The 20953-nt window shown below is 43.4% G+C and carries 16 protein-coding genes and 1 other annotated feature; of the genes, 10 read left to right on the forward strand and 6 right to left on the reverse strand.

All coding sequences use genetic code 11. The features are described 5' to 3' along the window. The first annotated feature begins 18 nt into the window (after positions 1 to 18). Both guaB and DW959_RS08645 read left to right on the forward strand, forming a co-directional pair. The gene (gene guaB / locus DW959_RS08640) at positions 19 to 1470 is read left to right on the forward strand and encodes an IMP dehydrogenase (protein WP_008401827.1); all 1452 of its coding nucleotides are present in this window, start codon (positions 19 to 21) and stop codon (positions 1468 to 1470) included. Positions 1471 to 1652: 182 nt separating this feature from the next. Continuing rightward, complete coding sequence (locus tag DW959_RS08645) at positions 1653 to 2591, forward strand: tRNA-dihydrouridine synthase family protein (protein WP_243013750.1); 939 nt, start codon at positions 1653 to 1655, stop codon at positions 2589 to 2591. A gap of 122 nt (positions 2592 to 2713) precedes the next feature. Here DW959_RS08645 and DW959_RS08650 read toward each other — a convergent pair whose 3' ends face one another. Both DW959_RS08650 and DW959_RS14880 read right to left on the reverse strand, forming a co-directional pair. Then, positions 2714 to 4102 carry a TrpB-like pyridoxal phosphate-dependent enzyme gene (locus DW959_RS08650; protein ID WP_118484300.1) on the reverse strand — a complete coding sequence of 463 codons (1389 nt, stop codon included), beginning with the start codon at positions 4100 to 4102 and terminating at the stop codon, positions 2714 to 2716. 334 nt (positions 4103 to 4436) lie between these two features. Further along, the gene (locus tag DW959_RS14880) at positions 4437 to 4562 is read right to left on the reverse strand and encodes a hypothetical protein (protein ID WP_274922261.1); all 126 of its coding nucleotides are present in this window, start codon (positions 4560 to 4562) and stop codon (positions 4437 to 4439) included. Between the two features lie 139 nt (positions 4563 to 4701). Next, positions 4702 to 4990, forward strand: a binding site (T-box leader). A gap of 73 nt (positions 4991 to 5063) precedes the next feature. Here DW959_RS14880 and aspS point away from each other — a divergent pair. The 3 genes from aspS to DW959_RS08665 all read left to right on the forward strand — a co-directional run bounded on the left by aspS (position 5064) and on the right by DW959_RS08665 (position 8368). After that, positions 5064 to 6815 carry an aspartate--tRNA ligase gene (gene aspS, locus DW959_RS08655; RefSeq protein WP_021943673.1) on the forward strand — a complete coding sequence of 584 codons (1752 nt, stop codon included), beginning with the start codon at positions 5064 to 5066 and terminating at the stop codon, positions 6813 to 6815. Between the two features lie 92 nt (positions 6816 to 6907). Beyond that, positions 6908 to 7750, forward strand: a complete 843-nt coding sequence (locus DW959_RS08660) for a pyridoxamine kinase (protein ID WP_118484303.1) — start codon at positions 6908 to 6910, stop codon at positions 7748 to 7750. A gap of 15 nt (positions 7751 to 7765) precedes the next feature. Then, on the forward strand, positions 7766 to 8368 hold the full coding sequence (locus DW959_RS08665) for a TIGR04100 family radical SAM protein (protein ID WP_117821950.1): 603 nt from the start codon (positions 7766 to 7768) through the stop codon (positions 8366 to 8368). A gap of 129 nt (positions 8369 to 8497) precedes the next feature. Here the strand turns inward: DW959_RS08665 and typA are convergent, their stop codons facing one another. Further along, positions 8498 to 10336: a translational GTPase TypA gene (gene typA, locus DW959_RS08670; RefSeq protein WP_117821949.1), complete on the reverse strand. Its 1839-nt coding sequence runs from the start codon at positions 10334 to 10336 to the stop codon at positions 8498 to 8500. Positions 10337 to 10551: 215 nt separating this feature from the next. Here typA and DW959_RS08675 point away from each other — a divergent pair, with 215 nt between their 5' ends. Next, complete coding sequence (locus tag DW959_RS08675; protein WP_118615922.1) at positions 10552 to 11859, forward strand: Na+/H+ antiporter NhaC family protein; 1308 nt, start codon at positions 10552 to 10554, stop codon at positions 11857 to 11859. 98 nt (positions 11860 to 11957) lie between these two features. On the opposite strand, the gene hslO is transcribed toward DW959_RS08675, so the two are convergent. Beyond that, a complete protein-coding gene (gene hslO / locus DW959_RS08680) occupies positions 11958 to 12833 on the reverse strand; it encodes an Hsp33 family molecular chaperone HslO (protein ID WP_008401816.1) in 876 nt (291 codons plus the stop codon). Between the two features lie 176 nt (positions 12834 to 13009). Continuing rightward, positions 13010 to 13783: a class I SAM-dependent methyltransferase gene (locus tag DW959_RS08685; RefSeq protein ID WP_118615924.1), complete on the reverse strand. Its 774-nt coding sequence runs from the start codon at positions 13781 to 13783 to the stop codon at positions 13010 to 13012. A 200-nt stretch (positions 13784 to 13983) separates the two neighbouring features. Between DW959_RS08685 and DW959_RS08690 the strand changes: the two genes are divergently transcribed. The 4 genes from DW959_RS08690 (at position 13984) to DW959_RS08705 (ending at position 19601) form a co-directional block, all read left to right on the forward strand. Continuing rightward, positions 13984 to 14931 (forward strand): magnesium transporter CorA family protein, encoded by a 948-nt coding sequence (locus DW959_RS08690; RefSeq protein WP_021943669.1) that lies wholly within the window; start codon positions 13984 to 13986, stop codon positions 14929 to 14931. A gap of 481 nt (positions 14932 to 15412) precedes the next feature. Beyond that, positions 15413 to 15772 (forward strand): exonuclease subunit SbcD, encoded by a 360-nt coding sequence (sbcD, locus tag DW959_RS08695; protein ID WP_118615926.1) that lies wholly within the window; start codon positions 15413 to 15415, stop codon positions 15770 to 15772. Then, positions 15769 to 16590, forward strand: coding sequence for an exonuclease SbcCD subunit D C-terminal domain-containing protein (locus DW959_RS08700; RefSeq protein ID WP_118615928.1), 822 nt, complete (start codon positions 15769 to 15771; stop codon positions 16588 to 16590). Before sbcD ends, DW959_RS08700 begins: the two co-directional genes overlap by 4 nt. Before the next feature lie 2 nt (positions 16591 to 16592). Next, positions 16593 to 19601: an SMC family ATPase gene (locus DW959_RS08705; RefSeq protein ID WP_118615930.1), complete on the forward strand. Its 3009-nt coding sequence runs from the start codon at positions 16593 to 16595 to the stop codon at positions 19599 to 19601. A 69-nt stretch (positions 19602 to 19670) separates the two neighbouring features. Here the strand turns inward: DW959_RS08705 and DW959_RS08710 are convergent, their stop codons facing one another. After that, positions 19671 to 20855: a DUF4317 domain-containing protein gene (locus DW959_RS08710; protein WP_117807334.1), complete on the reverse strand. Its 1185-nt coding sequence runs from the start codon at positions 20853 to 20855 to the stop codon at positions 19671 to 19673. Positions 20856 to 20953: the final 98 nt, after the last annotated feature.

Genomic DNA, 20953 nt, shown 5'->3' on the forward strand with positions numbered 1-20953 from the left:
AGAAAGTGAGAGAAAAAAATGGGTAAGATCATAGGCGAAGGAATTACATTTGATGACGTATTATTAGTACCTGCATATTCTGAGGTGCTTCCAAATGACGTGGATTTAACAACTAACTTAACAAAGAAAATACAGCTTCAGATTCCTCTTATGAGTGCCGGTATGGATACCGTAACAGAGCACAGAATGGCTATCGCTATGGCTCGTCAGGGTGGTATCGGTGTTATTCACAAAAATATGTCAATCGAGGAGCAGGCAGAGGAAGTAGATAAGGTTAAGCGTTCTGAGAATGGTGTAATTTCTGACCCATTTTATTTATCTCCTGAGCATACACTTGCCGATGCAAATGCACTTATGGCAAAGTTCAGAATTTCAGGTGTGCCTATCACAGAGGATGGCAAATTAGTCGGTATCATTACAAACCGTGACCTGATGTTTGAAGAAGATTATTCCAAGAAGATCAGCGAGTCAATGACTTCAGAAGGTCTGATCACAGCAAAGGAAGGCATTACATTACCGGAAGCAAAGAAGATTCTTGCAAAGGCTCGCAAAGAAAAGCTTCCGATCGTTGACGATGATTTCAGATTAAAAGGACTTATCACAATTAAGGATATTGAAAAGACGATCAAATATCCACATTCTGCTAAGGATCCACAGGGAAGACTTCTCTGTGCAGCAGCCGTTGGATGTACAGCAAATATTCTGGATCGTGTCGCTGAACTTGTATCAGCAAAGGTTGATGCTATTGTTATTGATACAGCACATGGACATTCAGCAAATGTACTTCGTACTTTCAAGATGGTAAAGGAGAAGTATCCGGATCTTCAGGTTATCGCCGGTAATGTAGCGACTAAGGCCGGTACACAGGCAATGATCGATATGGGCGTAGATGCAGTTAAGATCGGTATCGGACCTGGTTCTATCTGTACAACCCGTGTTGTTGCAGGTATCGGTGTACCACAGATCACAGCTATTATGGAAGCATATGATGCAGCTATGAATGCAGGTATTCCTGTTATCGCTGATGGTGGTATCAAGTACTCAGGAGATATCACAAAGGCAATTGCAGCAGGTGCAAATGTATGTATGATGGGTAGCTTATTTGCAGGTACAGATGAAGCTCCTGGTGACTTCGAATTATATCAGGGACGTAAGTACAAGGTATACAGAGGTATGGGTTCTATCGCAGCTATGGAGAACGGCAGCAAGGATAGATACTTCCAGGAGAATGCAAAGAAGCTTGTTCCGGAAGGTGTAGAAGGACGTGTTGCATACAAGGGTTCTGTAGAAGATACTGTATTCCAGTTGATTGGCGGACTTCGTTCCGGTATGGGATACTGTGGTGCTCATAACATTCCTGAATTACATGAGAAAGCAGAGTTTGTTAAGATCTCAGCAGCGTCATTAAAAGAGAGTCATCCACATGATATCCATATCACAAAGGAAGCTCCAAACTACAGTGTAGAGTAATAAAAGTATATAATAGAAATATAAGTCAGAATATAGCCGGTGAGAATATGCAGATAACATATATCACTGGCTATATTTGAGTACTGAGCCTGGCGACAGCTGTGATGACATAAAAGTATAAGACGTCTGTATCTGCGATTATCATGATGACATATGTTTTAATAATTGGAAGGAGAATTAAGATGCTTTATCTGGCACCTTTAGAGGGGATAACCGGATATATATACAGAAATGCATATCAGAAATACTTTGGAGGAATCGACCGGTATTTTACGCCTTTTATTGCTCCGGCAAAGGGGAAACCATTCAGACATCGCGAACTGACTGATGTTCTCCCTGAACATAATACCGGAATAACAGTGATCCCGCAGATTCTGACGAATCATTCAGAAGGCTTTATAAAAGCGGCAAAAGCTTTAGCTGATATGGGATATGATGAGATCAATATAAACATGGGTTGTCCTTCCGGTACGGTTGTTTCAAAAGGAAAAGGTTCAGGAATGCTGGCAGATTCCACAAAGCTGGATCATTTCCTTGAGGAGATATTTGCAGCCGGTATCTGCAAAATATCGGTAAAGACCAGACTGGGAATGGAATTTGCAGATGAATTCCCGGATATACTGGATGTATTAATGAAATATCCATTTACCGAAGTGATCATTCATCCAAGAACCAGAGAAGATTATTATGGTGGCAGCGTAGATCTTGCTATGTTCGATCTGGCAGTAGAACGATACGGAGAGCAGACAGAAAGTGTCCTTTGCTATAATGGTGATATTACCGATGTTGCCGGCTATAAAAATATTCAGAAACGATATCCACAGGTTGATAAGATCATGATCGGACGTGGAATCATAGGAAATCCGTTTCTTCCACAGGAGATTGCAGAACAGAGGTGCTGCTATAACGCAGGAATCCTTCTGGCATTCCACGATGAACTGTTTGCCGGTTATATGGAAGCAGGGCTTGGGGCGAGAAATGTCATGTTTAAGATGAAAGAGTTGTGGTCGTTTATGGAATGTCTTTTTGAAGCTCCCGACCAGCAGAAGATATTAAAAAAGATCCGCAAAGCCAACGATCCGGATACCTACAACACCGAAGTCCGGAAGCTGTTGCGGTAATGAAGAAAACAGAATAAAAATGAGAAAAAGATATTAGCATGAAGTATATCCTATAAGTTGATACTAGAAAAAGGAAGCTGACAATAATATGTATTGCCAGCTTCCTTTTTTATAGGGGAAGTTTAGAACTCATTTCCGGGAAAATGAGGGATTCCGTCAAAACCTGCCTTCAGATCGTCGTCGGTAGGAATATAATCGCTCATCTCACCATCGTTATATTTGCCATAAGCAACCATATCGAAATATCCGGTTCCGGTCAGACCAAAGACGATCGTCTTTTCTTCCCCGGTTTCTTTACATTTCAGTGCCTCGTCGATAGCAACACGGATCGCGTGGCTGCTTTCAGGAGCAGGAAGAATACCTTCCACTCTTGCAAATTGGGTTGCTGCTTCAAATACTGCTGTCTGTTCAGCACTTCTGGCTTCGATGATGCCATCATGATAGAGCTGGGATACAACAGGGCTCATACCGTGATAACGAAGTCCGCCTGCATGGTTTGGTGAAGGAATGAATCCGCTTCCGAGGGTGTACATCTTTGCCAGTGGACATACCTTGCCGGTATCACAGAAATCATAGGCATAGACACCCCTTGTCAGACTTGGGCAGGATGCCGGTTCTACAGCGATGATCTGGTAGTCCTTCTCGCCACGGAGAACCTCGCCTGCAAATGGGGAGATCAGACCACCGAGGTTTGAACCGCCGCCGGCACATCCGATGATGATATCCGGTGTGATGTTATATTTGTCAAGTGCTGCTTTTGTTTCAAGACCGATGACAGTCTGGTGAAGTAATACCTGATTCAGTACACTTCCGAGTACATAACGATAGCCTTCCTGCTTGGACTCTGCTTCAACAGCTTCTGAGATGGCACAGCCAAGGCTTCCGGTTGTTCCAGGATGCTCAGCAAGGATCTTACGGCCAACCTCTGTTGTGGTACTAGGAGATGGAGTTACGGTTGCACCGTAGGTACGCATAACTTCACGACGGAATGGCTTCTGTTCATAGGAAACCTTAACCATATATACCTGACAGTCCAGACCAAAGTAGGAGCATGCCATAGAGAGGGCGGTTCCCCACTGACCGGCACCGGTCTCGGTTGTAACACCCTTTAAACCCTGCTGCTTAGCATAATAAGCCTGAGCGATAGCGGAGTTTAATTTGTGGCTGCCGCTTGTGTTGTTTCCTTCAAATTTGTAGTAGATCTTAGCTGGTGTCTGCAGCTTTTCTTCCAGACAGTATGCACGAACCAGTGGAGCAGGACGGTACATTTTATAGAAGTCCTGAATTTCCTGTGGAATCGGGATGTATGGAGTGGTGTCATCCAGCTCCTGCGCGATCAGTTCGTCACAGAATACAGGACGAAGATCATCGGCTGTCATTGGCTGAAGTGTTCCCGGATTTAACAGAGGTGCCGGCTTGTTCTTCATATCGGCACGTACGTTATACCACTCTTTTGGGATCTCGTTTTCACTTAAATAGATTTTGTAAGGAATGTTTGCATCTTTTTTCATAATCATAACCCTCCAATGCTTGATTCATTTGTATAAATAGTTTAAGTTATCCCGGTTATCTTTGATGGGATATATAAATATGTTCCGGGGAATTTTATAATGTCATGCATTTTGCAAAATCATCATCCTTGTGGGCAAAGAATTTTGCATGGATTTGTGATAGATGTTAAGACATAAAAAACTGCCCCAGTATAAAAATGCTGGGACAGGAGATTGTTCATTAGAAACTGTTTCCTGCGGTGCCACCCGGCTTGACGTATCAGATACGCCCGCTCATTGTCTGCAAATACATACATTACAGATATCTCGTTCTTAACGGAGTATCATCTCCGGCTTACATACAGAATGCATATACAGGAATCGTACCACATCGTTCAGCTTGCCCTCGGGAGTCCATTCCATCATGGAAAACATACTGCCTTCCACCGGCGGCAGCTCTCTGGGATGTTTGTCGCATCATGTACTTACTCTCCTTCAACGGTTTAAAGCAATACTAGCATAATTGTTTTTATGTGGCAAGTATTTTTTTATGAATGGGGTTGTATTTTTAAGAAAAGTCCGTTGACAAGCCATTTTCCCTGCTATATAATTGACACATTGAAAAGGCGAAGACGGAGAGAAGTAGCGCTTTTTATCGCTCCCAGAGAGCCGGCGGTGGTGAGAATCCGGCAGAATGAATAAGCGTGAATAACACTCTAACAGCTGCAAACTGAACCCGTGAAGAAGACATTTGCAGAGATGACCGGAAAATGCGAGATGGTTGTTCTGCGAAATGGATCTCACAGTAGTAGGTGCGCCGCAATTGTGCGTGAAACAAGGAAAGGGACTGTCAGATAAGAGACAGTAAATCAGGTGGTACCGCGGATATGAATTATGTTCGTCCTGGATGCAGGGCAGGCATAGTTCTTTTTTTATGCAACCTGTGAAATATAAAAATCAGTCAAAGGAGATAATGCAGACAATGACCATTTCAAACATTTATCGTAACAGAACCTTAAATGAGATCAGCGAAGGCGACGTTGGCGCAGAGCTGAAGGTGGCAGGATGGATCGAGAACATCCGTGACCATGGTGGTGTATCCTTCATCGACCTGAGAGATATGTATGGTGTTCTTCAGGTAGTTATGAGAGACACTTCATTATTAGATGGACTTACAAAAGAGGATTGTGTATCCATCTCAGGTGTGATCGAGCACAGAGATGAGGAGACATACAATCCAAAGATCCCGACAGGAACGATCGAACTGGAGGCACATTCCGTAGAAGTGCTTGGAAGAGTATACAAGCAGGTTCCGTTTGAGATCATGACATCCAAGGAGACAAGAGAAGATGTCCGACTCAAATACAGATATCTGGATCTTAGAAATAAAAAAGTAAAGGATAATATGATCTTCCGTTCACAGGTGATCAGCTTCCTTCGTCAGAAGATGACAGAGATGGGATTCTTAGAGATCCAGACACCGATTCTGTGTGCTTCATCACCGGAAGGTGCAAGAGACTATATTGTTCCATCCAGAAAATTTAAAGGCAAGTTCTATGCTCTGCCACAGGCTCCACAGCAGTACAAGCAGCTTCTGATGGTTGCAGGATTTGACAAATACTTCCAGATCGCACCATGCTTCCGTGACGAGGATGCAAGAGCAGACCGTTCACCGGGTGAGTTCTATCAGCTCGATTTTGAGATGAGCTTTGCAACACAAGAAGATGTATTTAAAGTAGGAGAGGAAGTCCTCTCAGCAACATTTGAGAAATTTGCACCGGAAGGCTCTGTTGTAACACAGGCTCCTTATCCGATCATCAGCTATAAGCAGGCAATGTTAGAATTCGGTACGGATAAGCCGGATCTTCGTAACCCGCTTCGTATCATCGATCTGACAGATTTCTTCCAGAGATGTACATTTAAGCCATTCCACGGCAAGACTGTACGTGCGATCAATGTACCGAAGAAACTGTCAAAGGGACAGCATGAGAAGCTCTTAAAGTATGCTCAGTCTATCGGTATGGGTGGTCTTGGATATCTGGAAGTTCTGGACGATATGACATACAAGGGACCAATCGATAAGTTCATTCCGGATGATATGAAGAGCGAGATCGCAGAGCTTGCAAATCTGAAAGCAGGAGATACTATCTTCTTCATTGCCGATGTAGAAGAACTGGCAGCTTCCTTTGCTGGACAGCTTCGTAATGAGATCGGTGCAAGACTTGATATGATCGAGAAGAATGCATACAGATTCTGCTATATTAACGATTTCCCTATGTACGAGTACGATAAGGAAACAAAGAAGATCATCTTTACACATAATCCGTTCTCCATGCCACAGGGTGGTCTGGAAGCTCTAAATGAGAAGAATCCGTTAGATGTTCTCGCATACCAGTATGATATCGTATGCAATGGTATCGAGCTTTCATCCGGTGCTGTCAGAAATCACGACATGCAGATTATGGTAAAAGCATTTGAAATCGCAGGATACACAGAAGAAGATCTGAAGACAAAGTTTGGAGCACTTTACAATGCATTCCAGTTTGGCGCACCACCACATGCAGGTATGGCTCCTGGTGTTGATCGTATGATCATGCTCCTTCGTAATGAAGAAAATATTCGTGAGATCATTCCGTTCCCTATGAACGGAAATGCACAGGATCTGATGTGTGGCGCTCCTGGTGAGGTTACAGAGCAGCAGCTCCGTGAGGTTCATATCAAGGTAAGACAGTAACAGAGGAAATCAGGTATTTATGTATAAGATGACCGGATAGAAGATTATTTTGATATACACCCAAGATTTTATGTTAGAAAGGTGCATAAGATATGCAGGGCTCGCATAATAACCAGAAAAAGATAGCAGTTATAAATGATTACTCAGGATTTGGACGCTGCTCCATAGCAGTAGCAATGCCGATCATTTCTGTAATGAAGGTTCAGTGCTGTCCGGTTCCGACATCGATATTTTCCAATCATACGGGGTTTGAAAGCTTCTATTATGAAGATTTTACAGATCATATGCAGAGGTATATCGATGAATGGAAGAAGCTGGATCTGCAGTTTTCCGGTGTCTGTACCGGATTTCTGGGTTCCAGTGAGCAGATCAGTATAGTGGAACGGTTTCTTACGGATTTTAAAAGACCGGAGACAAAGGTGATCGTGGATCCGGTAATGGGCGACTATGGCAAACCATATCCGACCTATACAGACGAACTGTGCCAGCAGATGAAAAAGCTGGTGCGGTTTGCTGATATCCTTACTCCAAATACCACAGAGGCATGTGTTCTGACGGATACACCATATAAGGATGACTGGCATATGGATGAATTGAAAGTTATGGCGGAGAAGCTGGTAGCACAGTCAGAGAGCAGACAGGCAAAAGTTGTGATAACAGGAATCAGGCGGGGAAGCTTCCTTGCTAACTTCTGCTATGAAAATGAAAAAGTAACCGTTGTGAAGACAAAGAAGATCGGAGAGTCGCGCTCCGGTACCGGAGATGTCTTTTCGGCGATTCTTGCGGCGGATGCCGTAAATAATGTAGATTTTACAGAATCAGTTAAGAAGGCAAGTGTATTTATTAAAGAATGTATCAAACGTTCCGTTGAGATGGAGCTTCCATTGACCGATGGAGTGTGTTTTGAGGAATGTCTGTACAAGCTTGCCAGATAACAGGAGGCGAATAGTATGGAGATATTATATAAAGTTCATAATAATCTGTATGTAAATCTGACAAATAAATGCCCATGTGCATGTACATTCTGTCTCAGACAGAACATGGATCATGTTGGTGAATCAAAGAGTCTGTGGTTAGAGAGGGAACCATCAGCAGAAGAAGTGATTGCTGAATTTGCAAAATTCGATATGAGCCGGTTTAATGAGGTTGTGTTCTGTGGATTCGGAGAACCGACGGAAGCCTTTGAGGTGTTGAAGAAGGTTGCGGCATTTGTAAAGGAGACTTATCATATGCCGATGCGTTTGAATACGAATGGGTTGGGAAATCTTGTGAATGGCAGAGATATCACACCGGAGATGGAAGGCCTGATCGATACGGTATCGATCAGCTTGAATACGCCGAATGCAGATCGGTATCATGAACTGGTCAGAAGTAAGTTTGGAGATAAATCCTTTGATGCGATGCTTGACTTTGCAAGAAGTTCTACAAAGTATGTACCAAATGTAGTTATGACGACTGTAGATACCACGATTACAAAAGAGGAAGAGGAAGAATGCCGGAGAATCTGTGATTCGATCGGTGCAAAATACAGAATCCGCCCATGGGAGGATTAATAAATCTGATAAGAAAAGCTCTGTATGAAAATACAGGGCTTTTCTTGTTATCCTACAAATAAAAGACCGCAGGTAGCGATCAGGCTGCCTGCGGTCTTACTGTAATATTTATTATTATAACATAAATGCTTATTTATTTCCGGCATCTCTCTTAGCACGGAAACGAAGTGTAGGATCAAGGATCTTCTTACGGATACGGAAGCTCTTAGGCGTGATCTCAAGAAGCTCATCTGTATCGATGAAGTCAAGTGCCTGCTCCAGACTGAGTACCTTAGGAGGTGTCAGCTTTAATGCATCATCAGCACCGGAAGAACGGGTGTTGGTCAACTGTTTCTTCTTGCAGACATTTACTTCGATATCATCGGTACGTCCATTTTCACCGATAACCATTCCGGCATATACAGGTTCACCTGGTCCGATGAACAGTGTACCTCTTTCCTGTGCATTGAACAGACCATAAGTGATAGAAGTACCGGTCTCGTATGCAATCAGAGAACCCTGTGAACGATAGTTCATATCACCCTTATATGGGAGATATTCATCAAAGATCGTATTGATAACACCATTTCCCTTTGTAGCGGTCATGAAGTCACCACGGAAACCGATCAGTCCACGGGAAGGTACAAGGAACTCCAGTCTGGTTGTACCGTTTCCGGTAGGAGCCATACCCTGAAGCTCACCCTTTCTGGAATTTAACATATTAATAACTGTTCCGGTAAATTCATCCGGAACATCGATATATGCAATCTCAAATGGTTCAAGCTTCTTACCGCGTTCGTCTGTCTTATAGATAACTTCGGCTTTACTGACTGCAAATTCATATCCTTCACGTCTCATGTTCTCGATCAGGACGGATAAGTGAAGTTCGCCACGACCGGATACCTTGAAAGCTTCTGTTGTCTCTGTTTCTTCTACACGGAGACTGACATCTGTATTTAATTCACGGAACAATCTGTCACGTAAATGTCTGGAGGTTACAAACTTTCCTTCCTTACCGGCGAAAGGAGAATCATTTACCATGAATGTCATGGAAATAGTTGGCTCTGAAATTTTCTGGAATGGGATTGGTTCCGGATTTTCAGGAGAACAGATCGTATCACCGATATTAACATCTGCAATACCGGAGATGGCTACGATCGATCCGATGTCTGCTTCATTTACTTCTACTTTATTCAGACCCTCGTAAACATAGAGCTTACCGATCTTAACCTTTAACATTCTGTCAGGGTCATGTTCATTTACAATAACAACAGGCTCATTTACAACGACCTTACCGTTGTCAACCTTGCCAACACCGATACGGCCTACATATTCATTGTAGTCGATCGTGCTGATCAGAACCTGTGTACCTGCATCCGGATCACCGGTAGGAGCAGGAATATAATCAACGATGGTATCAAACAGTGGCTTCATATCTGTACCCGGTTCATCTGGATCAAGAGAAGCAACACCTGTCTTTGCTGATGCAAATACAAATGGGCAGTCAAGCTGATCGTCATTTGCATCCAATTCGATCAGAAGCTCAAGAACTTCATCTACAACCTCTTTAGGACGAGCTTCAGGACGGTCACATTTATTTACACATACAATAACACTGAGGTTCAGCTCCAGCGCTTTCTTCAGAACGAATTTGGTCTGTGGCATGGCACCTTCGAAAGCATCAACAACAAGAATAACACCATTTACCATCTTCAGGACACGTTCTACTTCACCGCCGAAATCAGCATGCCCCGGAGTGTCGATAATGTTGATCTTTGTCTTACCATAACGGACGGCAGTGTTCTTGGAAAGAATCGTGATACCACGTTCACGTTCAATATCATTTGAGTCCATGACACGTTCGGTAACTTCCTGATTATCACGGAATACACCACTCTGTTTCAAAAGTTCATCCACTAATGTTGTTTTGCCATGGTCAACATGGGCAATAATCGCAACATTTCTGATATCATCTCTGGTAATCTTCATTTTTTTCACTCTTTCTTTATGATATTAAAATTACTTACAATACAACGTTTACCATTCTAGCATACGAAAAAAAGCATTTCAATGGAAATGATAGCCGAAAATTACACCAAAATATTCGGTAAAATGCGCCGAACTGTACAAAAATATGTTATTATTAGAAAGTATGACAGGCGGGGACGGTTCCTGCTAAATAAGTGATTTGGAGAGGTATTAAAATGAATGAGAAAAAGGGCAGAGCGATCGCACTGTTGCCGATCGGTGTATTTCTGTTATTGTATCTGGGACTTGGGATTATATTTGAATATGTGATGAAAATTCCGATGGGCTTTTATAATGTGCCTATCATCGTGGCATTTCTTGCAGCTATTCTGGTCGCATGTATCCAGAACCGGGAATTGGTATTTGATAAGAAGCTTGAGATTATGGCACAGGGAGTTGGGGATAAGAATATTATAACGATGCTGTTGATCTTCCTGGAAGCGGGTTCATTTGTCGGGGTAGTCGGAAGAAGCAGCGCAGAGAGCGTAGCATATTTTATGCTGACACTGATCCCGGCAAGATTTTCAGTAGCGGTTTTGTTTGTTGTTGCCTGCTTTGTATCAGTTGCTATGGGCACTTCGGTTGGAACGATCACATTGTTAACACCGATTGCTGTAGCAGTGTCGAGAGCGTCTGGCTTTGATATGGCATTTTGTGTTGCATCGGTTATGGGTGGAGCAATGTTTGGGGATAATCTTTCTTTTATCTCAGATACGACGATTGCGGCATGTAATGGACAGGGATGTGAGATGAAAGACAAATTTCGGGAGAATTTCTGGATCGCGTTTCCGGCAGCGGTTATAACGCTGATATTAATTCTTGTACTTTCATTTCAGACCGACATACAGGGTCAGGTCAGCCAGACTTATAATCTGGTGCAGATCATACCGTATGTTCTGGTGTTGATCGGTGGAATTATAGAGCTGAATGTATTTATCGTATTACTTACGGGAATTGTATCCGGAGCATTTATTATGCTGATATGGGGACATACTGCACCTGTTGATCTTCTGACAAATATGGGCTCCGGTGTTTCCGGAATGTTTGAAACCTGTATGGTAGCAATATTAGTAGCGGCGTTATGTGCACTGATCCGGGAATATGGCGGTTTCGATGCACTTCTCAGTTGGATACACAGGATCTTTCGCGGAAAGAAAGGCGGACAGCTCGGAATGGGGTTGTTAGTCGGAACAATGGATATTGCAACTGCAAACAATACGGTAGCGATTGTTATGGCAAATCCGATTGCTGGAGAAATGGCACAGGAATATGGAATCTCTCCGAAGAAGACTGCCTCTTTGCTTGATACCTTTTCCTGTATCTTTCAAGGAATAATCCCATATGGTGCGCAGATGTTAGTTGCAATTGCCGCGGTAGGAGAACTGGGTGATTCCATTTCTGCTTTTCAGATCATGCCGAAGCTTTTTTATCCGATGTTTTTGCTGCTGACATCACTCGTTACCATAATAAGAAGTGATAAATAATAGAGACAATTCAAAGAATATAGAAAACGCTGATCTGTTCACATTGCCAATAAACTTTTTGGTAGTATTCACATAGGAACAGATCAGCGTTTTCTGTTTTATTTGCCAAGTAACATATTTTCCAGTTCTTCCGGTGAGAAGGTGTAAGACGAGTTGCAGAACTGGCAGTTTACCTCGATCGGCTTATTGTCTGCGAGCAGATTTGCAATCTCCTTTTTACCGAGACTGATAACAGCCTGCGAGAAACGTTCCTTGCTGCAGTTGCAGTGCCACTTCGTAGGAATGGTATCGGTAACTTCTACATTATAGCCTTCAAAGATCTGCTTCACGATATCAAGCGGTTCCATACCCTGGTCGAGGAGAGCGGTAATGGATGTGAATTCACCCAGACGTTTTTCCAGATCAGAGATCAGTTCCTCGGATGCAAATGGCATAAGCTGAATGATAAAGCCACCGGCTTGTTTTACTGTGTTGTTCTTCTCCATCAAAACCCCTAAAGCTACAGAAGTTGGAATCTGTTCTGAGGTTGCAAAATAATATGTCAGGTCTTCTGCAATCTCACCTGAAACAAGCTGGGTCTGACCGATATAAGGCTCTTTTAAGCCGATATCCTTGATCACGGAGAGCACGCCCATATCAAGAGCTTTAGCGACATCCAGTTTTCCCTTATCATTTGCATGCAGGATAACTTCCGGATTGTTGACATAGCCTTTGACATTGCAGTGCGCATCAGCAGTCACTGTCAGTCCGCCGATCGGACCGCTGCACTGGATCTGGAGCGTCAGCAGATCGGAGTCATTCTTACATGCAGCCCCCATCAATGCACCTGCAGTCAGCAGACGACCGAGGGCGGCAGTGGCAACCGGACTGGTATTGTGAATACTTCTTGCTGTTTCAACAATTTCCTTTGTGGTGCCGGCAAAGAAACGAACCTGTCCATCTGCCGCCATACCTCTGATAATATAATCACTCATATGTTATTCCTCGTTCTTTCTATATATAATATAATGTAAAATATTGCACTTTTAAGGTGTCTTTTTAAAAATAATACCTGCATTTATAAAGTGCTGATTAATAACAAAATAATACTTGTATCTATAAAAGTAGTGCTTAATAATAAATTGATGACTAAAATCACTACGGCAGGAGATCAGATATATAATTTGCCTTCGTGATGTTTTTCTCTGGCTATCACATAGACACGTTCACTGTCATCGGTTGCTGGCGTGTGCGTAAATGCATCATACATGGCAAGAAGCTCCATACCTGCCTGTTCTACACAACGAATCATGTCCTCACAGGTCAGCCCGATCTGGTAATGGAATTCCTGCGTTTTTCGGTACAGGTCGTCCTCCTCTTTCAGAAACAGGCTGAGTGCAAGCTCGTTGACATTCTGTTCCTCATCGTAATAATTATCCCAGATGAAGCTGACATCATCCCGGTCCTCAGCAATCACTGAATCTGCAACGACATCCCGGAAATAGTGTTTGGTTTTAAAGTCACAGATAAAGATGCCATCTGCTTCCAGATAATTATTTGCAAGAGAAAAAACGGTAGTGATCTGGTCTGTATTTGACAGATAGTTGATACTGTCACAGACACAGACAATGGCATTTACTGTTCCATATAATTCAAAGGAACACATATCCTGCTGGAGATACATAATGGATGAGAAACCATTCGCATTCTTTTTCTCGTTCGCAATCTCCAACATATCAGGAGATACATCAATTCCGATCATATCATAGCCAGCGGCGGCAAGCCCTTCCGTGATTGTTCCCGTTCCGCAACCAAGCTCGGCAACCAGCCCATCAGTGATATTATATTCATGAAGCAGACTGGTGATATAAGATATCCATTCATCGTAAGGAATGTTGTCCATCAGTTCGTCGTATACCTGTGCAAAGCTCGTATAGGCATCCATAGAAAAACCTCATTTCATAAAATCTCAATGCCATCATTATAAACATCTCCGAAAGGAAAAACAACCGTTTCTTTTGAAGCAGCTTTCTATTTGTTGCAGCAGACAGAATATAAAAAATAAGGTTTGAGATTGAACATGGCGGCCTTTTGTGCTAATATAAATTCGGTTAGAAATCCTTATATGGAAGTGGGTAGTTTGGCATGATAAAGTTCTATAGAACAGATCATAAGGTTTTGTCAGAGATAACAGAATATGAAGACAATATGTGGGTTTGTATGACGAAGCCTACAGTAGATGAGACCAAACTGATTGCAGAAGATTTCGAGATTGATCTGGCAGATGTCAGAGCCGCATTGGATGATGAGGAGAGCTCCCGTGTGGAGGTCGAAGATGGTTATACACTGATCCTTGTCGATATTCCGTCGATTGAGATGAGAAATGAACGCGAAGCATATACAACTATTCCTCTGGGTATTATCCTCGTAAAGGACATTCTGATCACGGTATGCGCGGAGGATACACCTGTTCTGGATGCATTTATTGAGTCAAAGGTAAAGGAATTCAGTACAAAGAAACGGATGCGTTTCATGTACCAGATCTTATATAGAAACTGCATGACTTATCAGTATTATCTGCGAGTTATGGATCGTAGAAGAAACCTGATCGAACAGCGAATCCAGGATGAGACAGAGGATGCGGATCTGATTGATCTTCACGAACTGGAATCCAACCTTGTATACTTTGCAACTTCACTTCGTGCAAACGGAGTTGTGTTAGATAAGCTTGCAAGATACAGCAGCATCAAGCAGTACCCGGAGGATCAGGAGCTTCTGGATGATGTTATGGTCGAGAACAAACAGGCTATCGAGATGACCGGAATCTATCGAGATATCATAAGCGGTACAAGAGAACTGATGACGACGATTATCAATAACCGCCTGAACAATATCATGAAGTTCTTAGCGGCTATCACCATCGTAATGGCGATCCCGACGATCATATCCGGTATCTATGGAATGAACGTATCAGGTAAGTGGATGCCTCTCGCAGGAACCCCATACGGCTTCTACATTGTATGTGGCATCATCGTTCTGATCTGTATTATCATAGCGCTAATCCTCAAGAAAAAGAAAATGTTCAAGATGTAAAAATAAATCCGTCAAGCAAATAAGCAGCGTGTCTGTGTACAGACAACGCTGCTTATTTATTTGACGGATAAACACACATAAGCATGAAGGACGATAGTCCGGAATGCGCATGTGTGAAGCGATTTCGAAAGTTCGAAGAACGGAGAAATCGTATTATTTTTACAGGTAGAGGGAGGGTGACACATAAGCATGAAGGACGATAGTCCGGAATGCGCATGTGTGAAGCGATTTCGAAAGTTCGAAGAAAGTTGACCTCGTTAATTCATAATGATAAACTGAATATACTTGAAAAACAGGTATTCATTTCAGAGACAGAAAGTTTCTATCCTTTGAACTTATGGAACAAACCTGTTTGAATGCCGGTACTTAGCGATCCACGAAGTGGGAGCTTAGAACCGCTGCATGAAAACAGAGCGAGAGCGATTTGCGTAATAAGTTACTAAGGATAGAAACTTTCGTCCGGGGAACATGGAAAACATGTATGGGAAAGGAGATAACAACGATGAAGCTGTTTCATTTGTCGGATCTGCATATTGGCAAGATTGTAAATGGATATGAGATGTGGGAAGATCAGCGTTATGTGTTTGACCAGATCCTTGCATATGTAAGAGAAGAACAGCCGGATGCTGTGATGATTGCAGGAGATATCTATGACAAAGCAGTTCCATCCGCAAAAGCAGTAACAGAATTTGATGAATTTCTGACTGCGCTTGCAGACAGTGGAACGACCATCCTCATTATCAGTGGAAACCACGATTCGGCGGAACGCCTGGATTTTGCCAGCAGTATCATGAAAAAGCAGAATATATATATGAAAGGAACCTATGGCGGAGAAGCATGAAGGTGACGATGCAGGATAAATGGGGAGATGTGAATTTTTATCTGATGCCGTTTGTAAAGCCGGCAAATGTAAAAAATACATTATCGGATTTAACAGAAGAACCGGAGAAAGAGTCAGCAGCCTTAACATATACAGAAGCCATGCAGCAGGCAGTTGCAGCCATGCAGGTTGATCTGGGGAAAAGAAATGTACTGATCGCCCATCAGAACGTAACAAATAGTGGAGTGAACCGGCGGTCGGATTCGGAGACGATATCGATCGGTGGACTGGATAATATTGACCGTACGGTATTTGATGTATTTGACTATGTGGCACTTGGACATCTCCATTCTCCACAGCAGATCGGAAAGCCGGAGATCCGGTACTGTGGCACGCCGGTTATCTATTCTATGTCGGAAGCTGACGATCAGAAATCTGTCACAGTGGTAGAGCTTGGAGAAAAAGGAAGGCTTTCAATCCGTGAACTGCCCCTGCACCAGCTTCATGCGTGGTATAATTTTACGGGTACACTTGATGAAGCCATGAGCCGGGAAGCAAATGAAGATTATGCGAGAATTGTGCTAACGGATAAGGAAACGATCATTGATGTTCAAGCGAGACTTCGGACTGTGTATGAGAACCTGATGTCAGTAGAATTCCAGATGGCAGATGGCAGCAGCCCGGAACAGGAACGGACACTTGAGGACGTGAAGAATCTTGCACCTGATGAGGCATTTGCGGATTTCTATAACAGAAAGATGAAACGGGAGCTGTCCGATGAAAATGCAGTTTATATCAGACAGTTGATCCGGGATTATTATGAACAGAGACAGGGGTGAAGATGATGCGGCCACTGGTACTTACAATGGAAGCGTTTGGAACGTATATAGAAAAAACGGAGATTGACTTTCGAAAATTTGGGAAACAGGGACTTTTTCTGATATCGGGAGATACCGGATCGGGAAAGACAACGATATTTGACGGAATCATGTATGCCCTTTACGGAGAGACCAGCGCAGGAAGCGGGAAGAATAACACCGGACGAAATGGTGAAATGCTCCGAAGTGATTTTGCAGAGCCAAAGCAGCTTACTTATGTAGAGCTGTTATTTGAAAGCGGTGGTCATGAATATAAGATCTGGCGAAGTCCGGCGTATGAGAGATCGGGATACAAATCCATGAAGCAGGCAGAAGTGCGCTGGATGGAGGATGGACAGGAGACAGAGCTGAAAGCGGCAGATATTGATGGTAAGCGGACAGCAGGGGTGATCGGCAGGGTAAGAGAGGTGCTGGGACTTACGGCCGATCAGTTCCGACAGGTTGCGATGATCGCACAGGGAGATTTTAAGAAGCTGTTAGTTGCGGATACGAAGACCCGAAGCGATATCTTTAAGACGATATTTGATACGAAGATTTATGAATATATCCAGAACAGGATCGCACAGGACTGTAAAGAGGCAGAGGGGGTCTATACAGAGCTTGTTGCAAAGGTAGATCGTACGATAGAGGGAGTAGAGCTGCCGGATGAAACGGAGCTTTATAAAACAGGACTTCAGGATCTGCCGGAGCATCTGGAAAACCGTCATCTGGCATTTGATGATATTCTGGAAGAGCTGCACAGTCTGAATCAGATCGAAGAAAAGCAGGCGGAAGATCTGCATCATCAGATTGAGAGTTATACACAGACCAATAACCAATATGACAACTGGTATATAGCAATCGAGAAAAATAAGAGAATCATCGGTCAGACCTATGATGGCTATGTGGCACATCTCGATGCATACAGACAAGTGAAGCAGGAATTTGTCAGTGCAGAAGTACAGAATCATAGTATGGAAGCACAGTCTACAGAACCGCTTATGCTGAGACAGGCGGAGTTCCAGAAACAGGCAGATTCTTTTGTGCGGTTAAATGAGATGGAGAAAGAACTGCTGCTTGTGGAGCAGGTATGCCATCAGGCAGGAAAGAAAAGACAGGATATTCTTGAAACAAAGAAGAAACTTCAGAAGCAGACCGAGGAGCTGGAACAGATCGTGAATCCGGGTGACACTTCACAGGTGAAGCTTGAGAAGGTTCAGACAGAAAAGAAGCAGATTGCAGAACGTATGCAGCGGTTACAGGAGCTTGAAAAAGAATGTCTGGAGATTGATCATCTGGAAATTAAGAAACAGCAGATGGTGGTTGATAATCGGAGTGCATTTGAGAAGCGGAATCAGGCAAATGCGAATTACGAGGAAGCTATCAGAAATCGGAATGATCAGATCTGTGGAGAACTGGCAGCGAACCTACAGGAGGGAACACCGTGTCCGGTCTGTGGAAGTAAGACACATCCGGAAAAGGCACATTGTGACGGAGCTGTTGTAACAGAAGAAATGGTAAAGAAGCTCCGGGCTGCATTTGATCAGGCGGATGCTTCATTCAGACGAAAAGAAAATGAGCTTGGAAGCCTGAATGGTCGTCTGGAAGAAAAACGGAATCAGACAACAGCAGCGGTTATGGAGATGGCAGCCTTTACCATACCGGATCAGACAGTACAGGCTGATGTTCTGATAGATGAGGTCAGAAAACTGCATGTGATCTGGGAGAAAAGGACAGAGGAAACAGAAGCCAGACTGCGGGCACTTGAGAAAGAGCACAGAAGTTATCAAGAACATAAAAGGCAGCTTGGCGAGCTTCGTTTGCAGATAAAAGAACTGGAAGAAACGGAAGTGCGGGTAACAGAGGAATATCAGGAGGCAGACCGGAGTTACACGGCAAAGCAGGCAGCCGCGGCACAGATGCGACAGGAGATCCGGGGGGATGAGTCGGATATCCTGAAGCAACTGCAACAGGTGAGAAATGAGATTGCCGAGGTGAACCGGAAGAAGACAGAGGCAAGAGATACTTATAATAAACTTGCAAAGGAACTCTCTGCACTGGAAACAAATCTGAAACGTGATGCAGAAGATCAGAATATGCAATACAGACAGGAATGGCAGTTGGAGAAAGATGTTCTTTCTGCACTTGAAACGGACAGCGGAGAAATGAACACATCTGTAAATGACGAAAGTGTGATACAGAAGCTTCCTGACAGCAATCAAGAAAATGATTTTGCAGATGAACAGGAACTGGAAAAGCAGGCAAGCGGCTACGGAGAATGGTATACACATTTCTGTACGGCATCAACGGTTCTGCTTGAACAGATATCCGGGCAGATAGAACGCACGATCCGGAAGAAAAACAGTGTTGCCATCAGGCATGATGCGATCGCGGAACGATTAGTTAAGAATAAGGCAGCATACAGCAAATTAAAGAAGGATTATGGAGCATATCTGAATATCTATAAGAGATACAGTAAGCTTCAGGATCTTTCACAGGCTGCACTTGGTAATTATAAGCTGGAAACCTATATACAGGAGGTCTATTTTGACCGCATTATAGACAGTGCGAATCACAGACTGCGCCAGATCGTATGCAACCAGTTTGAGCTGAAACGCGGACAGAAGACTGCAGGAAACAGAGGGCTTGATCTGTTCGTGCTGGATCATCGGACAGGAAAAGAAAGAGATGTCAAAACACTGTCCGGCGGGGAAGCATTTGTAGCATCTTTGTCTATGGCACTTGGACTTGCCGATATTGTATCTGCAAATGCGGCAGGTGTAAGAATTGATACATTATTTATCGATGAAGGCTTTGGCTCTTTGGATTCTGATATTCTGGAGCAGGCATTAAATGTACTGGCTGAGTTGTCCGAGTCCGATCATCTGGTTGGTATCATATCTCATGTGGAAGAGCTGAAGCATCGTATCGACCGCCAGATCCTGGTTACTAAGGATCATCAGGGCGGCAGTCATGTGGAGATACAGGTGTAAAAAAATATACCCCACTGATCATAGGAAGATATCTGCTTACAGGTATTTGTATGATCAGTGGGGCATTTTTTAATATTTTACAGGAATTCCGTTTACGGATACTTCATCTGTGATCTCGATTACGATACATTTTCGTCCATCGATCTCACGGGTCTCTACGAGATCGGCACGGTCAGGATTGACCTTGATCACAACCTCCGGAGTCTTTACCTCAAATGATTTTGTACTGGCGATATTATTTGCATAGAGCTGTACTTTTCCCGGAGCCGGTGCAGGCAGAGTCTCTTCGGAACCTTCGGCAACCGGACGCTGGTTCACGGAAGCAGCAGCGGCGCGATCAAAGTTTGCATCAAAGGTCTGCAGTTTTTCTTCGGATACTCCCGAGGTTTCCAGAAGATTCTTTAATGAATTTCTGGATAAGGTCAGTGGCTCCGGACTATCTTTTTGTTCCTCGATCATTTCATTCAGATTCTCATGGATATTCCGGATCACTTCATAATCACAGTCCATTCCGAGTGTATCGGTGATGATCGTCTGGAACGCCTCTTTCTGATTACCGGCAGTTACAGGCATTCCCGTTCCGAGAATATAGCGGATAAATTCTTCATGGATTTCCTCCGGCTTCTTCGTATAGTAGAGGACATTATGGATATCGGCTGTCCGGTCGATAAATGCAGGGAACAGGAAACCGATATCAGGAACATCCACGATCCAGTCACGGATACGGTTGTGGAAGGTGTTCTCCGAATCAAAATAACTAAGTCCTGCCTTTGACAGATTTACATGGCAGATACAGCACATGATGTATTCGTAGATCTCATCCGAGGCATCATCCATTGTCAGTCCGTCTGTTGTCTTTCCGGGTACGTCATATGTATCATGGATCAGCAGGATTAGATAGTTTCCGGTATAATCATAATTCTCGATTACCTTATCATAGAACTGGTCGATCAGTTCATCATCTTCTAATTTGCTGTTACGCAGCTTTAACAGAAATTCCTGCGTACCGCCGTCAAATTCCGAATCTGTGGGAAACGGCATCGTGATCAGATTCTTTCCGATCGAGCCGGACAAGTTCTTCTTAAAAATCTCAAAATATTTAAAAGCTTCCTCCTCCGGCAGAGAGAGAAACGCTTCCTTCATTGTCGCAATTTTACGTCTGTCACCATCCACATAGCAGCCACAGATCTTATCGATCGAACAGGTAGCCTGCGCAAACTGATGCCGGATTTCCAGAACCTCTTTCTTTGTCATATGTATCAAACTCCTTTATAAAAAACTTTAATAGTGCATTATGTGTTTCATGCATTCTATGCATTTGAAAAATCTTAAATAAGCCTAATAAGTGTATC

Source organism: Clostridium sp. AM46-21, from assembly GCF_003480025.1.
Taxonomy (GTDB): domain Bacteria; phylum Bacillota; class Clostridia; order Lachnospirales; family Lachnospiraceae; genus Coprococcus; species Coprococcus ammoniilyticus.

Excerpts from the sequence above, each read along its gene's own strand:
- DW959_RS08690 (WP_021943669.1), top strand. The coding sequence starts at position 13,984 with ATGATAAAGTTCTATAGAACAGATCATAAGGTTTTGTCAGAGATAACA.
- DW959_RS08705 (WP_118615930.1), top strand. The coding sequence starts at position 16,593 with ATGATGCGGCCACTGGTACTTACAATGGAAGCGTTTGGAACGTATATA.
- DW959_RS08710 (WP_117807334.1), bottom strand. The coding sequence starts at position 20,855 with ATGACAAAGAAAGAGGTTCTGGAAATCCGGCATCAGTTTGCGCAGGCT.
- DW959_RS08685 (WP_118615924.1), bottom strand. The coding sequence starts at position 13,783 with ATGGATGCCTATACGAGCTTTGCACAGGTATACGACGAACTGATGGAC.
- guaB (WP_008401827.1), top strand. The coding sequence starts at position 19 with ATGGGTAAGATCATAGGCGAAGGAATTACATTTGATGACGTATTATTA.
- DW959_RS08675 (WP_118615922.1), top strand. The coding sequence starts at position 10,552 with ATGAATGAGAAAAAGGGCAGAGCGATCGCACTGTTGCCGATCGGTGTA.
- DW959_RS08665 (WP_117821950.1), top strand. The coding sequence starts at position 7,766 with ATGGAGATATTATATAAAGTTCATAATAATCTGTATGTAAATCTGACA.
- hslO (WP_008401816.1), bottom strand. The coding sequence starts at position 12,833 with ATGAGTGATTATATTATCAGAGGTATGGCGGCAGATGGACAGGTTCGT.
- DW959_RS08660 (WP_118484303.1), top strand. The coding sequence starts at position 6,908 with ATGCAGGGCTCGCATAATAACCAGAAAAAGATAGCAGTTATAAATGAT.
- DW959_RS08650 (WP_118484300.1), bottom strand. The coding sequence starts at position 4,102 with ATGAAAAAAGATGCAAACATTCCTTACAAAATCTATTTAAGTGAAAAC.
- DW959_RS14880 (WP_274922261.1), bottom strand. The coding sequence starts at position 4,562 with ATGATGCGACAAACATCCCAGAGAGCTGCCGCCGGTGGAAGGCAGTAT.
- typA (WP_117821949.1), bottom strand. The coding sequence starts at position 10,336 with ATGAAGATTACCAGAGATGATATCAGAAATGTTGCGATTATTGCCCAT.
- DW959_RS08645 (WP_243013750.1), top strand. The coding sequence starts at position 1,653 with ATGCTTTATCTGGCACCTTTAGAGGGGATAACCGGATATATATACAGA.
- aspS (WP_021943673.1), top strand. The coding sequence starts at position 5,064 with ATGACCATTTCAAACATTTATCGTAACAGAACCTTAAATGAGATCAGC.
- sbcD (WP_118615926.1), top strand. The coding sequence starts at position 15,413 with ATGGGAAAGGAGATAACAACGATGAAGCTGTTTCATTTGTCGGATCTG.
- DW959_RS08700 (WP_118615928.1), top strand. The coding sequence starts at position 15,769 with ATGAAGGTGACGATGCAGGATAAATGGGGAGATGTGAATTTTTATCTG.